The organism is Pectobacterium aroidearum (assembly GCF_041228105.1).
Lineage (GTDB): Bacteria > Pseudomonadota > Gammaproteobacteria > Enterobacterales > Enterobacteriaceae > Pectobacterium > Pectobacterium aroidearum.
This window is the reverse complement of sequence record NZ_CP166097.1, coordinates 4,838,674-4,856,281: the sequence shown is the minus strand read 5'-3', so window position 1 is coordinate 4,856,281 and position 17,608 is coordinate 4,838,674. Positions and strand designations below refer to the sequence as shown.

The window sequence follows — 17,608 nt, the reverse complement described above, 5'->3', positions numbered from 1 at the left end:
CCTCGTAACGTCATGGGATATGACCATTTTCAGGAGGTAACACGATGTCAGGACAAAATTTGCAGGATCATGAACTGTTCAAAACGGGCTACTTTGCGGCGGGAAAATGGCAGCAAGGCTCATCCACCTTCGAGGTAGTGAATCCGGCGACGGGTGAGACTATTGCCAGCGTAGCACAAGCGGGGAAGAAAGAGACGCAGGCGGCGATTGACGCTGCCTATGCCGCCTTTCCTGCCTGGAAGCGTAAAACCGCGAAGGAACGTTCTGAAATTCTGTATCGCTGGTACGAGCTGATTCTGGAGAATAAGCGCTATCTGGCGGAGCTGATGACTGCTGAACAGGGCAAGCCAGTGCAGGAGGCAGAAGGTGAAGTCGTCTATGCGGCGAGTTTCATTCAGTGGTTTGCTGAGCAGGGCAAGCGGGCTAACGGTGAGATTATTCCATCTGCGAAACCCGGATCGAAGATTTATGCCACGCGTGAACCCGTTGGCGTCGTTGTTGCCATTACACCGTGGAATTTCCCGCTGGCGATGCTGACACGTAAGCTGGGGCCAGCGCTGGCCGCAGGGTGTACTGGCGTCATCAAACCCGCTAATAACACGCCGCTGTCTGCATTTGCGCTGCTGGCACTGGCGCAGCAGGCGGGTGTGCCGGATGGAGTACTTAACGGCGTGGCGGGCGATACGCAGGCGATCAGCGATACCGTCATGGCAAGCGATAAAGTGCGCAAAATTTCTTTCACCGGCTCAACGACGGTAGGGAAAACGCTGGTGCGTAACGCGGCTGACACCATGAAGAAAGTGTCGATGGAACTGGGTGGGAACGCACCTTATATCGTGTTTGACGATGCGGATATTCAGGCTGCAGTAAAAGGTGCGATTGCTAACCGTTTCCGTAACGCAGGTCAGGTTTGTGTCAGTGCCAACCGGTTTTATATTCAGGATGGTGTCTACGATGAGTTTGTCTCTCTGCTCGCGGAAGAAGTGAAAAAGCTTAAGGTCGGTAACGGCATGGATGACGGCGTTGTACTGGGGCCGTTAATTGATGATGCGGCTGTCGAGAAGGTAGAGAAGCACGTCAATGATGCGGTGGAAAAAGGCGGTAAGGCACTGGTCGGTGGTCAACGGCACAAGCTGGGTCACAGCTTCTTTGAGCCGACGGTGATTGTTGATGCCAATGAAGCGATGTTGCTTGCGCAGGAAGAAACGTTTGGTCCGGTCGCTCCGTGTTTCCGCTTCAAAACGGAAGAAGAGGTGATTGAGCGTGCGAATAATACGCCATTTGGCTTGGCAGCCTACTTCTACAGCCAGAATTTGCAGCGTGTGTTCCGCGTGGCAGAAGCACTTGAGAGCGGCATGGTGGGTATTAACGAATGCGCGGTTTCAACCGAACTGGCGCCATTTGGCGGTGTGAAAGAGTCAGGATTAGGTCGCGAAGGCTCGGTTCTGGGACTGGATGAGTTTCTGGAAGTAAAAACCTGGCATCTGGGCGGATTGTAATGTGACGGAAGATGGCGGTCTGAAGTGGTAGTCATGCGTCCGAAGCCAGTCATGTGCGAGATGAGTGAGTCATACTCCTCATCCCGCTCTTGCCATTAGTCTGTGGTTTCAGCCAGTTCGCGCAGATACTGGAAGATCTGGCGGGCGGATTTCGGCGGTTTATTCGCCGCTTTCTCTTTCTGCGCGTTGCGCACCAGAGAACGCAACTGCTGGCGGTCGGCATGGGGATACAGTGCCAGAATATCGGGAACCACGTCGTCACCCTCTTCAATCAGACGGTCACGCAGCTGTTCCAGTTTGTGGAATAACGCCACCTGCTGGTTATGACGGTTGTTCAGCTTATCCAGCGCAGTTTGGATTGGTTCTGGATCGCGAGCGCGCAGCATTTTACCAATCAGTTGGAGCTGACGGCGTCGGCCTTCTTTCTTGATCCGTTGCGCCAGTTCCACGGCTGCACGCAGATCGTCATCCAGCGGGATCTTTTCCAGGGCGTTTTTACCCAGATCGACCAGTTCCGCACCGAGATCTTTCAGCGCTTCGGCATCGCGCTTTATTTCGCTTTTGCTGACCCAGATAATTTCATCATCTTCGTCGTCTTCTTGATTATCCGGGACGTCATTCAGCCAGTCTTCGTACTTTTGCTTCATGGTTGGCTCCTAAAAAGTGTCCAGGAGCAATGTCTAACGCTACGCGTAGGGGCTCCGGGATGGTGAACAGCGTGCCCACCAGAAAAAAAGAGGCTGATACTAACAGGTTTGGGCTTTGTGCGAAATTGTCCGTAGATCCTGTTAGACTAGAAAGCATTATGCTACACCATTTTATGTTCCTCATTCTTCACGTTACCTACGTGTTGGCTGCGTGAAGTATAGAGAGTATACGCCCCTTTTGTGCTCGTTGCGGGGATGATGATGGTGAGCTTTCTTCCACTCATTATGGCAGAACAATGACGATAACTACTCAGGTTGCAGAGCAGCGTAAAGCGCTGGAGCTCGCGGTTGCTCAGGCGCTGGAACTGGCGCGTGCCGGTTCTGATGCGGCAGAAGTCGCGGTGACAAAAACGACAGGCATTAGCGTCAGTACCCGCTATGGTGACGTTGAAAATGTTGAATTCAATAGCGATGGTGCGCTGGGCATCACGGTTTATCATCAACAGCGTAAAGGCAGCGCATCGTCTACCGATCTCAGCCCGGATGCGATAGCGCGCACCGTACAAGCCGCGCTGGATATTGCGCGCTATACCTCTGTCGATCCTTTTGCTGGCCCGGCGGATCGCGATCTTCTGGCGTTTGACGCGCCGGATCTGGATCTGTTCCATCCGACCGAACTGGATGCGGATCGCGGCATCGAGTTAGCCGCTCGCGCAGAACAGGCCGCATTACAGGCTGACAAGCGTATCACCAACACCGAAGGCGGCAGTTTTAACAGTCATTATGGCGTTAAGGTGTTCGGCAATAGCCACGGCCTTCTGAAAAGCTACTGCTCCAGCCGTCATTCCATGTCCAGCTGCGTGATTGCCGAAGTGAATGGCGATATGGAGCGGGATTATGCCTATACCGTTGGCCGTGCGCTGGATGATTTGCTTAGCCCTGAATGGGTGGGCGAAGAGTGCGCGCGCCGCACGTTATCCCGTCTGTCACCGCGTAAACTGCCCACGATGCAGGCGCCGGTAATGTTCTCTGCCGAAGTAGCGACAGGCCTGTTTGGCCATTTGGTTGGCGCTATCAGCGGCGGCAGCGTTTACCGTAAATCGACCTTTCTGCTGGACAAACTGGGTCAGCAGATTCTGCCGGAGTGGCTGACGATTGAGGAACAGCCGCACTTGCTCAAAGGGCTGGCTTCTACGCCGTTCGACAGCGAAGGCGTACGGACTCAGGCGCGCGAAATTGTGAAAGCAGGGGTGTTGCAGACCTGGCTGATGACGAGCTACTCCGCACGTAAATTGGGAATGAAGAGCACCGGTCATGCGGGTGGTATTCATAACTGGCGGATTGCGGGACAGGGCCTGGATTTCAACGGCATGCTGAAGCAGATGGGCAAAGGCCTGCTGGTGACCGAATTGATGGGGCAGGGCGTGAGCGGTGTGACGGGGGATTATTCCCGCGGGGCATCCGGCTTCTGGGTCGAAAACGGCGAAATTCAGTATCCGGTCAGTGAGATTACGATCGCGGGTAACCTGAAAGACATGCTGCGCAATATTGTGACGGTGGGGAACGATATCGAAACCCGAAGCAATATCCAGTGTGGTTCCGTGTTGTTGCCTGACATGAAGATCGCTGGGGAATAATGGCGCCGCGCGTTGGGGATGGAGTCCCGGCTTTAGCTGTGCCGTTGTGTTCTATCGTGGAATGTATCACGGTACGGGCCTGATCTTTCAGGCGTACCGTGATGTGATGCCTGTCTTCCTGCTAAAATGAAATGCACTAAATAGCAGATTTACGCGCGCGATGTGGCAATTAGCTATAAATGCGGTGCTTGTGTAAATACTGTTCTCCCCATTACTTTGATTTGTTATTTTTTAAAACGATTGTTTAGAGCCTGCATTATTTCGTAATGAACGGTAACGGCTTTAAGTCCGCCTGATTATTTCTCTCAGTTTGAATTTATATGGCCATGATGAACTCGCTAATATCGGCTGGGTAATATCTGGACGGGCTTTACCGTGGGGGCTGTAAACAGCGCAGGAGCGAAATTAACGTGTTGTTTCTTCATAAGGATATGGATTATGTCAGGAAAGACAGCTGTTCCCCAACCTCCCATCAAACCGGTCATTGGCAATTTGGCTGATGTGGATCCCCGTAATAGCATCGACAGTTTAATGAAATTAGCAAAAACATACGGCCCATTCTTTAAAATGCGAATTTTTAGCGATGAGTTTTATGTTGCCTCCTCTCAGGAACTCGTGAACGAGCTGAGTGATGAAAGTCTCTTTGAGAAAAAGTTAAGTGCAGAATTACTCGAATTACGTTATCTAGGCGGTGATGGACTTTTTACGGCTCATACTCATGAGCCGAATTGGGGTAAGGCGCATCGAATTTTGATGCCAGCATTAGGCCCGCTCGGTGTTCGCTCGATGTTCGATAAGATGCTGGATATTTCAGAGCAGATGTTTTTGCGTTGGGAGCGTTTTGGCCCCGATGTCGATATTGATGTTGCTGATAATATGACCCGGTTAACGCTGGATACGATCGCTCTCTGTGGGTTCGATTATCGCTTCAATAGCTTCTACCGTGATGATTTGTTGCCTTTCGTGAAAGCAATAGTCGGTTCGCTTAAAGAGGCCGGTTTACGTGTACGCCGACCTGGAATCGTGAATAAATTGATGATTCCTAGCACTCGCCAATACCGGACAGATAAAGCGCTGATGTATTCAGTGGTAGAGCAACTGATCGCGGCGAGAAAAATGGATCCGAAGGCGAGTGAAAAAAACGATCTGCTCAATCGCATGTTGAATGGCGTCGATCCGCAAACCGGGGAAAAACTGTCTGATGAGAATATTGCTCATCAGATGTTGACGTTTTTGGTTGCGGGCCATGAAACCACCAGCGGTATGCTTTCTTTCACTGTTTATTTTTTGTTGAAAAATCCAAACGTTCTGAATAAAGCGCGGGCTATCGTTGATGAGGTTCTTGGGGATGAAATACCCCGTATTGAGCACCTTGCTCAGCTACGCTATCTGGAACAGATACTGATGGAAAGTTTGCGTATGTGGCCTACTGCCGGGGGCCACGTCGTGAGTCCCACACAGGATACGATATTGGCGGGTAAATACCCCCTTACGCCAAAAGATTCGATCGTCATCCTTCAACCGCAGCTTCATCGTGATGTCAAAGCGTGGGGGGATGATGCCAATCTGTTCAAACCAGAGCGATTCGGACCAGATAATGCAGAGAATTTGCTGCCAAATTCCTGGCAGCCCTTTGGCTCCGGCAAACGCGCCTGCATTGGAAGAATGTTTGCTATGCAGGAAGCACAGCTTGTACTGGCAATGATGTTGCAGCGTTTTGATTTTGAACTGAGTGATCCTTCCTATGAGCTGAAGATTGTCGAACATCTGACGATTAAACCCGATAACTTGAAAATCCGCATTCGGGTGCGTAAACCGTCAAAAACGCTGGCACGAGGTGTCACGCCCAAAGAGACCTCAAACAAGATGGCCGTGATGCCTGTGGCCAAGGCACAGCACCATCAGGATCTTATCCCCTTATTGGTGCTGCATGGCGGCAATACCGGATCTTCAGAAGCATTCGCTAACCGTATCGCGGCTGATGCACAGAGATACGGTTTTGCCTCTACGCTCGCAGCGCTGGATGATTATGCTGAGAAATTACCGCAAACCGGTGCACTCATTGTTATCACTGCCTCTTATGAAGGGATGCCGCCGAACAATGCACGCCATTTTGTCCCTTGGGTTGAGGGGCTGGCGGATGATGCACTGTCAGGGCTGAAATTCAGCGTATTTGGTTGTGGTAACTTACAATGGGTGCGCACCTATCAGGCGATACCCAAGCGAGTGGATCTCGCACTTGAACATGCAGGGGGGCAGCGTATCCATGAGCGGGGCGTTGCCGATTCTGGTGGGGATTTTTTCGGCAATTTTGACGACTGGTACACCAAACTCTGGCCTGCGCTGACAACGGCATTCGGTAGACAGGGAGCCGTGGCTGAGGACGCAGCGGAACTCGAACTGGAATTTGTTCATACCGATCGCGTCAGTACATTACAGATTCCCGATATGGGACGTGGGGTTGTGGTTGAAAATCGAGAACTTGTCGACATGACATCACCTTTCGCACGTTCAAAAAGGCATATTGAAATCAGGTTGCCGGAAGGGATGGCATACCGAGCGGGAGATTATCTTGCCGTATTGCCGAGAAACTCAGATGATCAGATAGATCGCGTATTACGGCGTTTTGGTCTGTCACCCGATATGATGCTTGTCATTAATCAAGCTCCCGATGTCACGGGGTTGCCGATTGGACAACCCATTAGCTGTGCAGAGTTGTTGGGAAACTATGTTGAGCTGTCGCAACCGGCTACGCGGGCACAGGTCGCGGCATTGGCGGCGGCAACACGCTGCCCGCCGGAAAAAATGGAACTTGAAAAACTGGCCACGGAGCATTACGAGAATGACGTGCTGGTACCGCGTTTGAGCGTGCTGGATCTACTTTATCGCTTCCAATCTTGTCCGACTGATTTTCGCCGCTACCTTACAATGCTGCCATCTATTAAAGCACGGCAGTACTCAATATCATCATCGCCAGCATGGAAACCGGACCACGTTACGCTTACTGTCGCGGTCGTCGATTCGCCAGCGTTATCCGGTATAGGCCGTTACAAAGGCGTCGCCTCCAACTACCTTGCTTCTCTGAAACCTGACGATCGTATCGCCATTGTGGTACGCCCTTCTAGCCCGTTTTTCCATCTACCGGATGATCCTTCGATACCGATTATTTTGATCGGTGCAGGTTCAGGGATAGCGCCATTTCGTGGTTTTCTACAGGAACGTGCATTGCAGCAGGCGGCCGGAGTAAGGGTTGGTCCGGCGCTATTGTTTTTTGGCACAGGCCATCCCGATGTCGATTATCTCTATCGCGATGAGCTTGCTGCTTGGGAGAAAAGTCATATTGTGACGGTGTTGCCCGCATTTTCCCATCAGCCTGATGGGGAGGTTACCTTCGTTCAGCATCGCGTTTGGGCTGACAGGGAGCGTATTAAGACGCTCTTTTGCAACGGTGGTTCTCTCTTTGTTTGCGGGGATGGTTTGCGGATGGTCCCTGAGGTACGAGACATGCTGCTCCGTATTTACCGCGAAGCGACAGGGAGTAACGAAACGGATGCCATGCTCTGGGCTGATAAACTTGAGCGGGAGCAAGGGAGGTATGTGGTTGATATGTTCATCTGAGGTAAACTGTGGTAATGGGGAGAATCCCGTTTCCGAACGACCATATTTCGCTGAAGTAGAAAGTATTTAGCAGGAGCCGCCGTCAGCATTGTCCGACGGCGGTTACGCTATGCCGGTATTGGCATCACACCTCGCTAATTTAGCGGTGGTACTCGCCCGCGGCTTCAGGCTGATAGAGTAGTTCCAATACTTCAATTCGCGTTTCTTCACCGTTTGGCAACTGCCAGGTGATAGCATTTCCCACATGCATTCCCAATAGTGCCGCGCCCAGCGGAGCCATCACCGACAGCGGTTCTTGGCTGTCCTTCACCGCGGCCGGATAAACCAGCGTGCGGATGTGCTCTTCGTTGGTATTCAGATCGCGGAAACGCACCCGACTATTCATGGTGACGACATGTGAGGGAATCGATGCTGAAGGCAGAATTTCCGCTCGATCCAGTTCCTCATTCAACGCCTGTGCGATATCGCTGTCCGCAAAGGCGGGCTGCTCCAATAACATATCCAGACGTTCTGCATCCAATTCACTGATTGTCAGGTTAGGTTTCGTCATACTCCTCTCCAGTTGGTATTTTTAGATGATATAAAAATAACCCCCGCGCCCAAAGGAGCAGGGGGTATAAGAAAATATTATGATTTATGTAGGTAGATAGTAGGAGGTTCGGAAGGGAAAGTGAAGCGATCCTTGTCACGAAGGCTGGCAGATACTCGTCATACTTCAAGCTGCTTGTGTGTTGGCTTCCCTTAAATACTCGGTCCGTCGTGGGCCTCGCCCTAAAGGGTCAACGCTGAGCGTTGTTCAAACGCTAACGTTTTGTCACGCAACTCGAATTATTTAGGGTATACCCTGCTAAGAAAATCGCTAGTCTTCGTCGAACCCGGCTTCGAACAGCCCGATGACGGCGGCAAGCGCCTGTGCTTCATCCGGGCCAGTGGCTTCCACCTCGATGAGTCGCCCTTTGGCGGAGTCCAGCATCAGCATGGCAATCACGCTGCTGGCTTCGGCTTCGGTGCCGCTGTCATTGCGCAGTATCACTTCTGCATCAAAGCTCTGCACCAGCTCGAACAGCTTCATGGCTGGGCGAGCGTGCATGCCCAGCTTGTTTTTGATTTCAACCGTTTGCCGGACTGTCATGGGTTACCTGGCTGTACTGGTTTGCCGACTATTACGAGGGTTTACGCTTTTCCAGCGTACGATGGCGCGACTGGACGTTCTTACCGCGTGAGCGGAAGTAGTCTGCTAACTGCTCGGCGACGTAGACGGAACGGTGTTTACCGCCGGTACAGCCAATGGCGACAGTCAGATAGCTGCGGTTATTGGTTTCCAGCATCGGCAGCCACAGTTCCAGATAGCTACGGGTCTGGTAGATGAAATTGTGCACTTCGGTATGCCTGTCGAGGAAGGACGCAACGGGCTTATCCAGACCTGTCATCGGGCGCAGTTTCGGATCCCAGTGCGGGTTCGGCAGGAAACGTACGTCAAAGACGTAATCCGCATCGATGGGAATACCGTGCTTGAAGCCGAACGATTCGAACACCATCGTAAGTTCACGTTCTCGCTTGCCGAGCAGTCGGGTACGCAGCATCTCAGCCAGTTCATGCACCGACATCTCTGAGGTATCGATAATCAGGTCAGCGCGTGAGCGCAGCGGCTCCAGCAGATCGCTTTCTTCATCAATGGCGCTTTCCAGCGACAGATTCTTGCTGGAGAGCGGATGCAGGCGACGAGTATCGCTATAGCGGCGGATCAACGTATTGCGATCGGCATCCAGAAACAGCAATTGAGGCGAGAAGCTAGGTGGCAGTTGCTCCATGGCATGCTCGAAGATCTCTGGCGACTCCGGCATATTACGCACATCAATGCTGACTGCTGCGGAAATGTTACGTGCCGCAAGCGTATTAGCCAGCTCCGGCAGTAGAACCACTGGCAGGTTATCTACGCAGTAGAACCCCATATCTTCCAGTGCGCGCAGGGCGACAGATTTCCCTGAACCTGAGCGACCACTGACAATCATCAGCACCATCTGACGACTCCCCTCTGGCAACGTGATGGCGAATTCTCATTGCCACTGTTTTTATAAAGTGATGTATAGCTAAAAAAATGACGGCTTCGCGCATGGATTGCAAGCATTCTCTGAACGTGACGCGAGTCACCCGCCATCGTGAGCATGACGATCGTCCGGCTTAACCGGCTTCCGTCATAATCTGGTACAGCTCTTCATCGCTTTGCGCCGCACGCAGGCGCCGGCAAACCGTTTTATCCGCCAGCCGCTTGGCAACAAGCGACAGGGTATGCAAATGGGTTTTACATTGTTCCGCCGGAACCAGCAAGGCAAAAAGCAGATCAACGGCCTGATTATCAATAGCATCGAAAGCAATAGGTTGCTCTAACTGGATGAAAACACCGATGGCGCCCAGTGCATTATCGTCCTCCAGCTTGCCATGAGGAATGGCAATGCCGCCGCCGATTCCCGTGCTGCCCATCCGCTCCCGGGTCAGGATGGCATCAAAGATAATCTGCGAAGGAATGTTAAGCTGCCTAGCGGCCAGCTCGCTGATAATTTCCAATGCCCGTTTCTTACTCTGGCAGTGGACGGTGCTTCGGGTGCACTCAGGACGTAATACGGTGCTGAGTTGCAATACGGGATCGTGGTTCATTTTATTTTCACTTAACGACGCTTTCACTTCTGGTGATCCCGACCCACCCGATGGATGGGCCGAGTTTGTTCCTTTGCCAAACGGCAAAGGAGAAAATTAGTGCTGCTTGAGTTTATCTTTATGCTTATTGAGCTGTCTTGCCAGTTTATCAATCAATAAATCTATCGCGGCGTACATATCTTCCGCTTCTGAGGTTGCATGCAGCTCGCCACCATTAACGTGGAGCGTGGCCTCGGCAATTTGCTGAACTTTTTCCACTCTCAATACCACATTGACCTGATTAATCCGGTCAAAATACTGCTCTAATTTGGCAAACTTGCCATTCACAAAATCACGCAGCGGTTCAGTGATCTCGATGTGGTGTCCGGTAATATTGAGCTGCATAGTGTCTTCCTTCTCTGTTGAGATCAAATCAGTTGTTTACGCTGATTTGATGGTGGGATAGATAAAGACTCTCGGTATTTTGCCACGGTACGGCGCGCCACGATGATGCCCTGATCGGAGAGCAGCGCCGTAAGCTTGCTGTCGCTTAGTGGTTTGACGGGGTTTTCCGCCGCAATAAGCTTCTTCACCAGCGCGCGAATGGCCGTTGACGAGGCTTCTCCGCCGCTATCGGTATTCACATGGCTGGAGAAGAAATATTTTAGTTCAAAAATGCCGCGCGGACTGTGCAGGAACTTCTGTGTCGTGACGCGTGAGATGGTGGATTCATGCATATCCACCGCCTGAGCGATGTCTGCCAGTACCATGGGCTTCATGAATTCTTCACCCTGCTCGAAGAAATCCTGCTGCTGTTCGACGATGCAACGGGTTACTTTCAGCAGCGTGTCATTGCGACTTTCCAGGCTCTTGATGAGCCAGCGCGCCTCTTGCAGGTTGCTGCGGATAAATTGCCCGTCGCTGTCGTTGCGTGCGCTGTTGCCCAGCGCCGCATACTGCTGGTTAATCTGCAGGCGGGGAATGCTGTCGGTGTTCAGTTCAACGGCCCAAATGCCTTGAACTTTTCGTACCAGCACGTCAGGGATCACGTATTCGGATTCGCCGGTGTTGATCGACTGCCCCGGACGTGGATCGAGCGATTGGATCAACGCCAGTGCTTCTTTCAGCACCTCTTCTTTTAAACGAGTCACGCGGATCAGGCTGCGGAAATCATGATTGGCTAACAGATCGAGGTGATCGCTGACGATCAGGCGAGCTTCGGCCAGACGTGGGGTGCTATCGGCGAATTGGGAAAGCTGTACCAGCATACAATCACGCAGATCGCGGGCAGCGACGCCAACGGGATCAAAGCGTTGTACGCGTTTGAGTACAGCTTCGACTTCTTCCAAGGTCACGTCGTCATCGCCGATGCTGTCAAGAATGTCCTCTAGCGGCACGGTCAGGTAGCCGGTGTTGTCGACGGCATCAACGATAGAGGTCGCGATGGCCGCGTCGGTATCTGAAAACGGCGTCAGCTCAACCTGCCACATCAGGTAATCCTGAAGCGTTTGCGTGGTTTCACCTTGATAAATCGGCAGTTCTTCATCGCGATAGTCGGTGCCAGTGCCCGATGGCGTGCCTGCGGAGTAGATCTCATCCCAGGTGGCATCGATCGGTAATTCTTCCGGCATGTCCCTTTGTTCAAGGGCTTCACCGGTATCCAGCGAATCGCTGTCTGCCTTTTCAAATGACTCGATTTCGTCGTGCTGATCCGTTTGTTCGAGCAACGGATTGCTTTCCAGCGCCTGCTGAATTTCCTGTTGCAATTCAAGCGTGGACAGTTGCAACAGGCGGATGGCCTGTTGGAGCTGTGGGGTCATGGCCAGTTGCTGGCTAAGCCTGAGTTGCAAACCTTGCTTCATAAATCGCGCTAACGTCCCATAAGTACTGCAAAGATAAAATATTACCCTATCAGAGTCGGAAGCCTTCGCCCAGATAGACGCGCTTCACCTGTTCATCGGCCAGAATATCGGTCGGCGAACCGTGGGCGATCAGGTTGCCCTGACTCACGATGTAGGCTCGTTCACAGACATCGAGCGTTTCGCGGACGTTATGATCGGTAATCAACACGCCAAGTCCGCTGTCACGCAGATGCTCAATGATTTTTTTAATATCCAGTACGGAGATCGGGTCTACGCCCGCAAACGGTTCATCCAATAGGATGAACTTCGGATTCGCCGCCAGCGCACGCGCAATCTCTACGCGGCGTCTTTCCCCACCGGACAGCGATTGTCCCAGACTATCGCGCAAATGAATAATATGGAATTCTTCCATTAACTCATTGGCACGATCTTCTTGCTGCTCGGTCGTCAGATCTTTACGGATCTGTAACACGGCCATCAGGTTGTCATAGACGCTTAAGCGACGAAAAATAGAGGCTTCCTGCGGCAGGTAGCCGATGCCGCGCAGTGCACGTTCATGCAAAGGGAGCAGGCTGATGTCGTCGTCGTCAATGACAATACGCCCTTCATCACGCGGGACGATACCCACAACCATGTAGAACGTTGTCGTTTTGCCTGCACCGTTCGGCCCGAGCAGGCCGACGATTTCACCGGAATTGACGGTCAGGCTGACATTTTCGACGACCTTACGGCCTTTGTACGCCTTGGCCAGATTTTCTGCGGTTAATGTTGCCATAACTTACTCAGTGACCCGTGGTTGCGGTTGTTGAGAACGAGAAGGCTGGCTCTTGTTCTCTTTATCTTGAAGCTGAGAGGGAACCAATACCGTCGTTACGCGCTTTCCTTTTTCGCTGGTCGCTTCCATCTGCTGCTGTTTCACCAGATAAGTGATGCGATCGCCTTTGACATTGCTATCCTGCTGTTCCAGATAGGCATTGCCTGTCAGCACCAGAAGGTCTTTGGCCAGCTCGTAGCGGATTTTCTGCGCGTGACCTTTCACCGGTTTGCCGTTGTCCTGCATCTGATAGAACGTCACAGGGTTACCGTAGCCTTCTACCACTTCACTGCCTTGCGTGCCTTGTGGGCGTGTCACGACGACCTTGTCGGCTTTTACTTCAATCGTCCCTTGTTTCACGACAACATTGCCGGTGAACGTCACCGTATTGCCCTGCATGTCCAGAGATTGCTGTGCTGAATCAATGCGAATAGGTTGGTTGCTATCGCCAGTGACGGCAAAGGCGGAAACGCTGACGGCAAACAGCGAGCTGGCGATCAGGGTGTTACGCATCAGGTTATTGGTTTTGGATTTCATAAGAGGTTTTTACCTTTTCGATCAACTCGGCCGTTTTATTACGCAGGTTTCCGCGCATTTTCATTCCGCTTGAGGTAAAGCTGGTCCCGTACAGGGTGACTTCATCATCGGATGAAACGTCCTGCGTCACCAGATTCACCTGGGCATTATTCGTTGTGATGCGCTGAAGCTGTGCGTCTTTCGTCAGGCTATTCACCTCGACGTGGCCGTACAGATAGAGCATCTTGTCTTTTGTCAGCTTGGCGCGGTCGGCGCGTACTGACCAGGTTGCCGTCCCCTGTTCGTTGAACAGCGTGGCAACGGGGGCGGTAAACCAACTCAACTGCTCGTCGTTGAAATACTCCGCTTTTTCCGAAATCAGTCGGTAACTCAGCTTACCCGCAGGGCTGTATACCTGGGTGTTGGTCTTTTCGCTGGTATAAACCGGCACGGCGGGGTCGTTTGCATCCGGTGCCGCTACCGTGTCGTCATCCGCAATATTCCAGCCGATAAGGATAAGCACCAACAGGGCCAGAAAAGCGGTGAGCCAACGTTTGGTTTTACTCATATTGACAACCCTTTGGCATGCTCCAGCTTGTCCTGCGAGAACAGAATCAAATCACACAGCTCACGTACTGCGCCACGCCCTCCCGCAATGCGGGTGACATAATCTGCGCGTGGTAACAACAGCGGGTGGGCGTCAGCCACGGCGACGCTCAACCCGACCTGTGCCATCACCGGCCAGTCGATCATATCGTCGCCGATATACGCGACCTGATTTGCCGTTACTGATAGTTTATCCAACAGATCGTTGAAGGCCAAAACCTTATCCGATTGCCCCTGATAAAGATGGTTAATGCCCAGTGTTTTACACCGATCTTCCAGCAGTTTTGCCGAGCGTCCGGTGATGATGGCAACCTCAATGCCAGATGTCAGCAAGCAGCGAATGCCATAGCCGTCGCGGACGTTAAAGGCTTTCAGCTCTTCGCCGTGGTTGCCCATATAAATCAGACCATCGGACATCACGCCGTCAACGTCGCAGATTAACAGGCGAACTTCACGGGCTTTATCCAGTACCTGTTGATCGACAGGCCCATAGCAGGTATCGGTTTGCGCCCTGACTTCACTCATTCACAATTATCCTTTCTTTTAAACCACGCCAGCCCGCAGCATATCGTGCATATGGACGATCCCGACCAGACGATCGTTTTCTGCCACCAGTACTGAGGTGATGTGGCGTGACTGCATCAGGTTAAGTGCATCCACCGCCAGCGTTTGCGGTGCGACCCGGATGCCGCCCGCGGTCATCACATCAGCAATGCGCGCGCTGTTCAAGTCAATATTCATGTCGAAGATGCGGCGCAGGTCACCATCGGTAAAGATGCCCTGAATTTTCATATCCGCCTCGCAGATTACCGTCATACCCAGATTTTTGCGCGTAATTTCCACCAGTGCATCACGGAGTGAAGCATCGTGTGGGACATGCGGAATCTCGTCGCCTGAATGCATGATATCGCTGACGCGCAGTAAAAGTTTGCGGCCGAGTGCGCCACCAGGGTGAGAAAGGGCAAAATCTTCGGCGGTAAAGCCGCGTGCCTGTAGCAACGCCACGGCCAGCGCATCTCCCATGACCAACGTCGCGGTCGTGCTGGAAGTGGGAGCCAGACCAAGCGGGCAGGCTTCCTGCGGGACGTGCACGCACAGGTGAATATCTGCCGCTTTACCCATTGTACTTTCTGGCGCGCTGGTCATGCAGATCAGGAACACTTTCTGACGTTTCAGGACGGGAATCAGCGACAGAATCTCATGGGACTCGCCAGAGTTGGAAATGGCGATCACGATATCGTGCGGCGTTACCATACCGAGGTCGCCGTGGCTGGCTTCGCCTGGGTGAACAAAAAAAGCAGGCGTACCGGTACTGGCGAAAGTCGCGGCCATCTTGCAGCCAATGTGACCGGATTTGCCCATTCCCATCACCACAACTTTGCCTTGGCAATCGAATATCTTTTTACAGGCGAGGGTAAAATTATCATCAATGTACTGATCTAATTGCGCAAGCCCATCGCGTTCGATGCTTATTACCTGCTTACCCGCCTGCTGGAAGTCGAAATCGGCTGGCAGTTCATGAGACTTTTGTCGCGTATGATCGGCTTGTGTTGCGTGATCGGCTTGTGTTGCATGATCGGATAGTGCACGGTCAGACTGCTGTTTTAGATGAGCATCTTGTTCAAACTGTGACATACCAATAGTCCTGATTATGATGAAAAACGGAACAGCTGAATTATGAAAAACAGTTTCTTATGAAAAAAAGAACAACACCGTCAGGTAGGCGATAAACGCGCAGCATAATAATGCGCCCGCGCCCTGTCCGATACGGCGTTTTTTGCTGAGGCACAGTGCGGTCAACAGCACGCTCGCCGCCAGCATGACCCAATAGTCGCGCTGAAAAACCTGAGGATTCAGTGCGCCCGGCGAGAGCAGCGCGGGGACGCCCAGCACAATCGCGATATTAAAAATGTTCGAGCCAATCAGGTTGCCCAGCGCAATATCATCTTCTTTCTTCAACGTCCCGACGATGGCGGTAGCAAGCTCGGGCAGGCTGGTGCCGATAGCCAATATCGTCAGTCCAATGGTCAATTCGCTGACATCGAAGTAGCGTGCAATGACGGTGGCGTTATCCACCACCATGCGGGCAGCCATGGGTAAAATAATCATGCCAAGAATCAGCCACAGTACGGCGACCATCTGGTTGCTGTCGTCCTGTGGGAGTTCCGCCAGTTGTTCGCGGGTCAGGCTATCGCCGCCTTCCCGCTGCGCCTGTTGTGCCATGCGAAGTATCAACACCAGGCAGAGAATGGCGGCAAAGAGCAGCATCATGCCGTCGGCGCGGCTCAGGTAGCTATCATGCAGCAAAACGCCACACAATAAAGTGACCGACAACATGAGCGGCAATTCTCGGCGCAGGATAGCTGAATGTACTGTCAGCGGCCGAATGAGCGCTGCGCTGCCGAGAATGAGTAAGATATTGGCGATATTAGAGCCGATAACATTACCAACGGCCATATCGTTCTGATCGTTCAAGGCGGCGGTAACGGAAACGATCAGCTCGGGTAGAGAGGTGCCGAAGCCCACAATCGTGATACCGATGACGAAAGGCGGTAAGCCAAGGGAACGCGCAAGCACGGCAGCGCCATAGACAAGACGGTCGGCACCGTAGACCAGTAGTAGCAAACCAACGAACAAGAGTAGTGTTGCAAAAAGCATGCAGCGTCCTTTAATAGGATATAATCACTGGCTTGTTGTCGAATAAGTCAGCATTTCTGGACGAATTTCGCACAAAAAGCATTTTTCTGTGATGAGTGCTAATTCTGACGGTGCTAGGCGAAAAAGTAAAACCTGTCGCGATAAGTAAAACCCGATAACGGCTTATGCCGCCATTTTGGACAAGAACTTACGGTAAGTTTTTGTAAAACTCTCACGTTGATGACAGTCAGCCGTTAGGCTGGAGTGAAAGACGCTGCATAAGCGTACTGACTGGCGTACTGATTGGTAAGGAATGGAAATAATGCACCATGAGGCAACTAATCTGGTTGAGATCCGTGGTCTTAGCTTCCGGCGCGGAGAGCGAGAGATTTTTACGGACATCACGCTGAATGTGCCTAAAGGTAAGGTCACCGCGATCATGGGGCCTTCCGGCATCGGTAAAACCACGCTGTTGCGCCTGATTGGCGGGCAGCTACAGCCGGACAGCGGCGACATCTGGTTTGATGGCGAGAATATCCCGACGCTGTCGCGCAGCGAACTGTATAACGCGCGCAAGAAAATGAGCATGTTGTTTCAGTCCGGGGCGTTATTCACCGATTTAAACGTGTTTGATAATGTTGCCTGGCCGCTGCGTGAACATTCCAGGCTACCGGAATCGCTGCTGCGTAGCATCGTCATGATGAAGCTGGAAGCGGTGGGGCTACGCGGTGCGGCGGAACTGATGCCTGCGGAACTGTCCGGCGGCATGGCGCGGCGTGCGGCGCTGGCGAGAGCGATTGCGCTCGATCCGCAGTTGATTATGTTTGATGAGCCTTTTGTCGGGCAGGATCCGATCACGCTGGGGACGCTGGTGAAGCTCATTGATGAGTTGAACCATGCATTGGGTGTGACCTGCATTGTGGTTTCTCACGATGTACCTGAGGTGATGAGCATCGCCGATTACGCGTATATCGTGGCCGACAAACGAGTGGTGGCAGAAGGAACGGCGGATCAGCTGAGGGCGAACAATGACCCGCAGGTCCGTCAGTTTCTGGATGGTATCGCCGACGGGCCAGTGCCTTTCCGTTTTCCGGCGGGCGACTATAAAACGTCGCTGCTAGGTTCAGGGGGTTAACGC

17 protein-coding genes are annotated in these 17,608 nt (G+C 52.4%); 4 read left to right on the top strand and 13 right to left on the bottom strand.

All coding sequences use genetic code 11. The annotated features are described in order from the left end of the window. The first annotated feature begins 44 nt into the window (after positions 1 to 44). Positions 45 to 1,499 carry an NAD-dependent succinate-semialdehyde dehydrogenase gene (locus AB8809_RS21900; RefSeq protein WP_349856768.1) on the top strand — a complete coding sequence of 485 codons (1,455 nt, stop codon included), beginning with the start codon at positions 45 to 47 and terminating at the stop codon, positions 1,497 to 1,499. A gap of 95 nt (positions 1,500 to 1,594) precedes the next feature. Here the strand turns inward: AB8809_RS21900 and yjgA are convergent, their stop codons facing one another. Then, positions 1,595 to 2,146: a ribosome biogenesis factor YjgA gene (yjgA, locus tag AB8809_RS21895; protein ID WP_012772989.1), complete on the bottom strand. Its 552-nt coding sequence runs from the start codon at positions 2,144 to 2,146 to the stop codon at positions 1,595 to 1,597. Between the two features lie 296 nt (positions 2,147 to 2,442). Here yjgA and pmbA point away from each other — a divergent pair, with 296 nt between their 5' ends. Both pmbA and AB8809_RS21885 read left to right on the top strand, forming a co-directional pair. Then, on the top strand, positions 2,443 to 3,783 hold the full coding sequence (pmbA, locus tag AB8809_RS21890) for a metalloprotease PmbA (RefSeq protein WP_012772990.1): 1,341 nt from the start codon (positions 2,443 to 2,445) through the stop codon (positions 3,781 to 3,783). Between the two features lie 375 nt (positions 3,784 to 4,158). Further along, positions 4,159 to 7,401, top strand: a complete 3,243-nt coding sequence (locus AB8809_RS21885) for a cytochrome P450 (protein ID WP_349856767.1) — start codon at positions 4,159 to 4,161, stop codon at positions 7,399 to 7,401. 139 nt (positions 7,402 to 7,540) lie between these two features. On the opposite strand, the gene rnk is transcribed toward AB8809_RS21885, so the two are convergent. The 12 genes from rnk to AB8809_RS21825 form a co-directional block, all read right to left on the bottom strand. Then, positions 7,541 to 7,951 (bottom strand): nucleoside diphosphate kinase regulator, encoded by a 411-nt coding sequence (gene rnk / locus AB8809_RS21880; RefSeq protein ID WP_012772992.1) that lies wholly within the window; start codon positions 7,949 to 7,951, stop codon positions 7,541 to 7,543. 309 nt (positions 7,952 to 8,260) lie between these two features. After that, positions 8,261 to 8,533, bottom strand: coding sequence for a PTS phosphocarrier protein NPr (gene npr / locus AB8809_RS21875; protein ID WP_012772993.1), 273 nt, complete (start codon positions 8,531 to 8,533; stop codon positions 8,261 to 8,263). Positions 8,534 to 8,564: 31 nt separating this feature from the next. Further along, positions 8,565 to 9,422 (bottom strand): RNase adapter RapZ, encoded by an 858-nt coding sequence (rapZ, locus tag AB8809_RS21870; protein WP_010296630.1) that lies wholly within the window; start codon positions 9,420 to 9,422, stop codon positions 8,565 to 8,567. 160 nt (positions 9,423 to 9,582) lie between these two features. Then, positions 9,583 to 10,056 (bottom strand): PTS IIA-like nitrogen regulatory protein PtsN, encoded by a 474-nt coding sequence (gene ptsN / locus AB8809_RS21865; protein ID WP_039279069.1) that lies wholly within the window; start codon positions 10,054 to 10,056, stop codon positions 9,583 to 9,585. A 96-nt stretch (positions 10,057 to 10,152) separates the two neighbouring features. Further along, entirely contained in the window at positions 10,153 to 10,440 is a 288-nt protein-coding gene (gene hpf, locus AB8809_RS21860; RefSeq protein ID WP_011091920.1) for a ribosome hibernation promoting factor, read from the bottom strand. A gap of 23 nt (positions 10,441 to 10,463) precedes the next feature. Continuing rightward, entirely contained in the window at positions 10,464 to 11,897 is a 1,434-nt protein-coding gene (gene rpoN / locus AB8809_RS21855; protein ID WP_349856766.1) for an RNA polymerase factor sigma-54, read from the bottom strand. Positions 11,898 to 11,946: 49 nt separating this feature from the next. Beyond that, a complete protein-coding gene (lptB, locus tag AB8809_RS21850) occupies positions 11,947 to 12,672 on the bottom strand; it encodes an LPS export ABC transporter ATP-binding protein (RefSeq protein WP_010296638.1) in 726 nt (241 codons plus the stop codon). A gap of 3 nt (positions 12,673 to 12,675) precedes the next feature. Then, complete coding sequence (gene lptA / locus AB8809_RS21845) at positions 12,676 to 13,248, bottom strand: lipopolysaccharide ABC transporter substrate-binding protein LptA (protein ID WP_012772997.1); 573 nt, start codon at positions 13,246 to 13,248, stop codon at positions 12,676 to 12,678. Next, the gene (gene lptC, locus AB8809_RS21840) at positions 13,229 to 13,795 is read right to left on the bottom strand and encodes an LPS export ABC transporter periplasmic protein LptC (protein WP_012772998.1); all 567 of its coding nucleotides are present in this window, start codon (positions 13,793 to 13,795) and stop codon (positions 13,229 to 13,231) included. Before lptC ends, lptA begins: the two co-directional genes overlap by 20 nt. Further along, a complete protein-coding gene (gene kdsC, locus AB8809_RS21835; protein ID WP_012772999.1) occupies positions 13,792 to 14,358 on the bottom strand; it encodes a 3-deoxy-manno-octulosonate-8-phosphatase KdsC in 567 nt (188 codons plus the stop codon). The genes lptC and kdsC overlap by 4 nt, the downstream gene beginning before the upstream one ends. Before the next feature lie 18 nt (positions 14,359 to 14,376). After that, on the bottom strand, positions 14,377 to 15,468 hold the full coding sequence (gene kdsD / locus AB8809_RS21830) for an arabinose-5-phosphate isomerase KdsD (RefSeq protein ID WP_256553949.1): 1,092 nt from the start codon (positions 15,466 to 15,468) through the stop codon (positions 14,377 to 14,379). A 57-nt stretch (positions 15,469 to 15,525) separates the two neighbouring features. After that, on the bottom strand, positions 15,526 to 16,491 hold the full coding sequence (locus AB8809_RS21825; RefSeq protein ID WP_180778488.1) for a calcium/sodium antiporter: 966 nt from the start codon (positions 16,489 to 16,491) through the stop codon (positions 15,526 to 15,528). Between the two features lie 301 nt (positions 16,492 to 16,792). Here AB8809_RS21825 and mlaF point away from each other — a divergent pair, with 301 nt between their 5' ends. After that, the gene (mlaF, locus tag AB8809_RS21820) at positions 16,793 to 17,605 is read left to right on the top strand and encodes a phospholipid ABC transporter ATP-binding protein MlaF (RefSeq protein WP_349856765.1); all 813 of its coding nucleotides are present in this window, start codon (positions 16,793 to 16,795) and stop codon (positions 17,603 to 17,605) included. The last annotated feature ends 3 nt before the right edge of the window (positions 17,606 to 17,608 follow it).

Excerpts from the sequence above, each read along its gene's own strand:
- AB8809_RS21900 (WP_349856768.1), top strand. The coding sequence starts at position 45 with ATGTCAGGACAAAATTTGCAGGATCATGAACTGTTCAAAACGGGCTAC.
- yjgA (WP_012772989.1), bottom strand. The coding sequence starts at position 2,146 with ATGAAGCAAAAGTACGAAGACTGGCTGAATGACGTCCCGGATAATCAA.
- pmbA (WP_012772990.1), top strand. The coding sequence starts at position 2,443 with ATGACGATAACTACTCAGGTTGCAGAGCAGCGTAAAGCGCTGGAGCTC.
- rnk (WP_012772992.1), bottom strand. The coding sequence starts at position 7,951 with ATGACGAAACCTAACCTGACAATCAGTGAATTGGATGCAGAACGTCTG.
- npr (WP_012772993.1), bottom strand. The coding sequence starts at position 8,533 with ATGACAGTCCGGCAAACGGTTGAAATCAAAAACAAGCTGGGCATGCAC.
- rapZ (WP_010296630.1), bottom strand. The coding sequence starts at position 9,422 with ATGGTGCTGATGATTGTCAGTGGTCGCTCAGGTTCAGGGAAATCTGTC.
- ptsN (WP_039279069.1), bottom strand. The coding sequence starts at position 10,056 with ATGAACCACGATCCCGTATTGCAACTCAGCACCGTATTACGTCCTGAG.
- hpf (WP_011091920.1), bottom strand. The coding sequence starts at position 10,440 with ATGCAGCTCAATATTACCGGACACCACATCGAGATCACTGAACCGCTG.
- rpoN (WP_349856766.1), bottom strand. The coding sequence starts at position 11,897 with ATGAAGCAAGGTTTGCAACTCAGGCTTAGCCAGCAACTGGCCATGACC.
- lptB (WP_010296638.1), bottom strand. The coding sequence starts at position 12,672 with ATGGCAACATTAACCGCAGAAAATCTGGCCAAGGCGTACAAAGGCCGT.
- lptA (WP_012772997.1), bottom strand. The coding sequence starts at position 13,248 with ATGAAATCCAAAACCAATAACCTGATGCGTAACACCCTGATCGCCAGC.
- lptC (WP_012772998.1), bottom strand. The coding sequence starts at position 13,795 with ATGAGTAAAACCAAACGTTGGCTCACCGCTTTTCTGGCCCTGTTGGTG.
- kdsC (WP_012772999.1), bottom strand. The coding sequence starts at position 14,358 with ATGAGTGAAGTCAGGGCGCAAACCGATACCTGCTATGGGCCTGTCGAT.
- kdsD (WP_256553949.1), bottom strand. The coding sequence starts at position 15,468 with ATGTCACAGTTTGAACAAGATGCTCATCTAAAACAGCAGTCTGACCGT.
- AB8809_RS21825 (WP_180778488.1), bottom strand. The coding sequence starts at position 16,491 with ATGCTTTTTGCAACACTACTCTTGTTCGTTGGTTTGCTACTACTGGTC.
- mlaF (WP_349856765.1), top strand. The coding sequence starts at position 16,793 with ATGCACCATGAGGCAACTAATCTGGTTGAGATCCGTGGTCTTAGCTTC.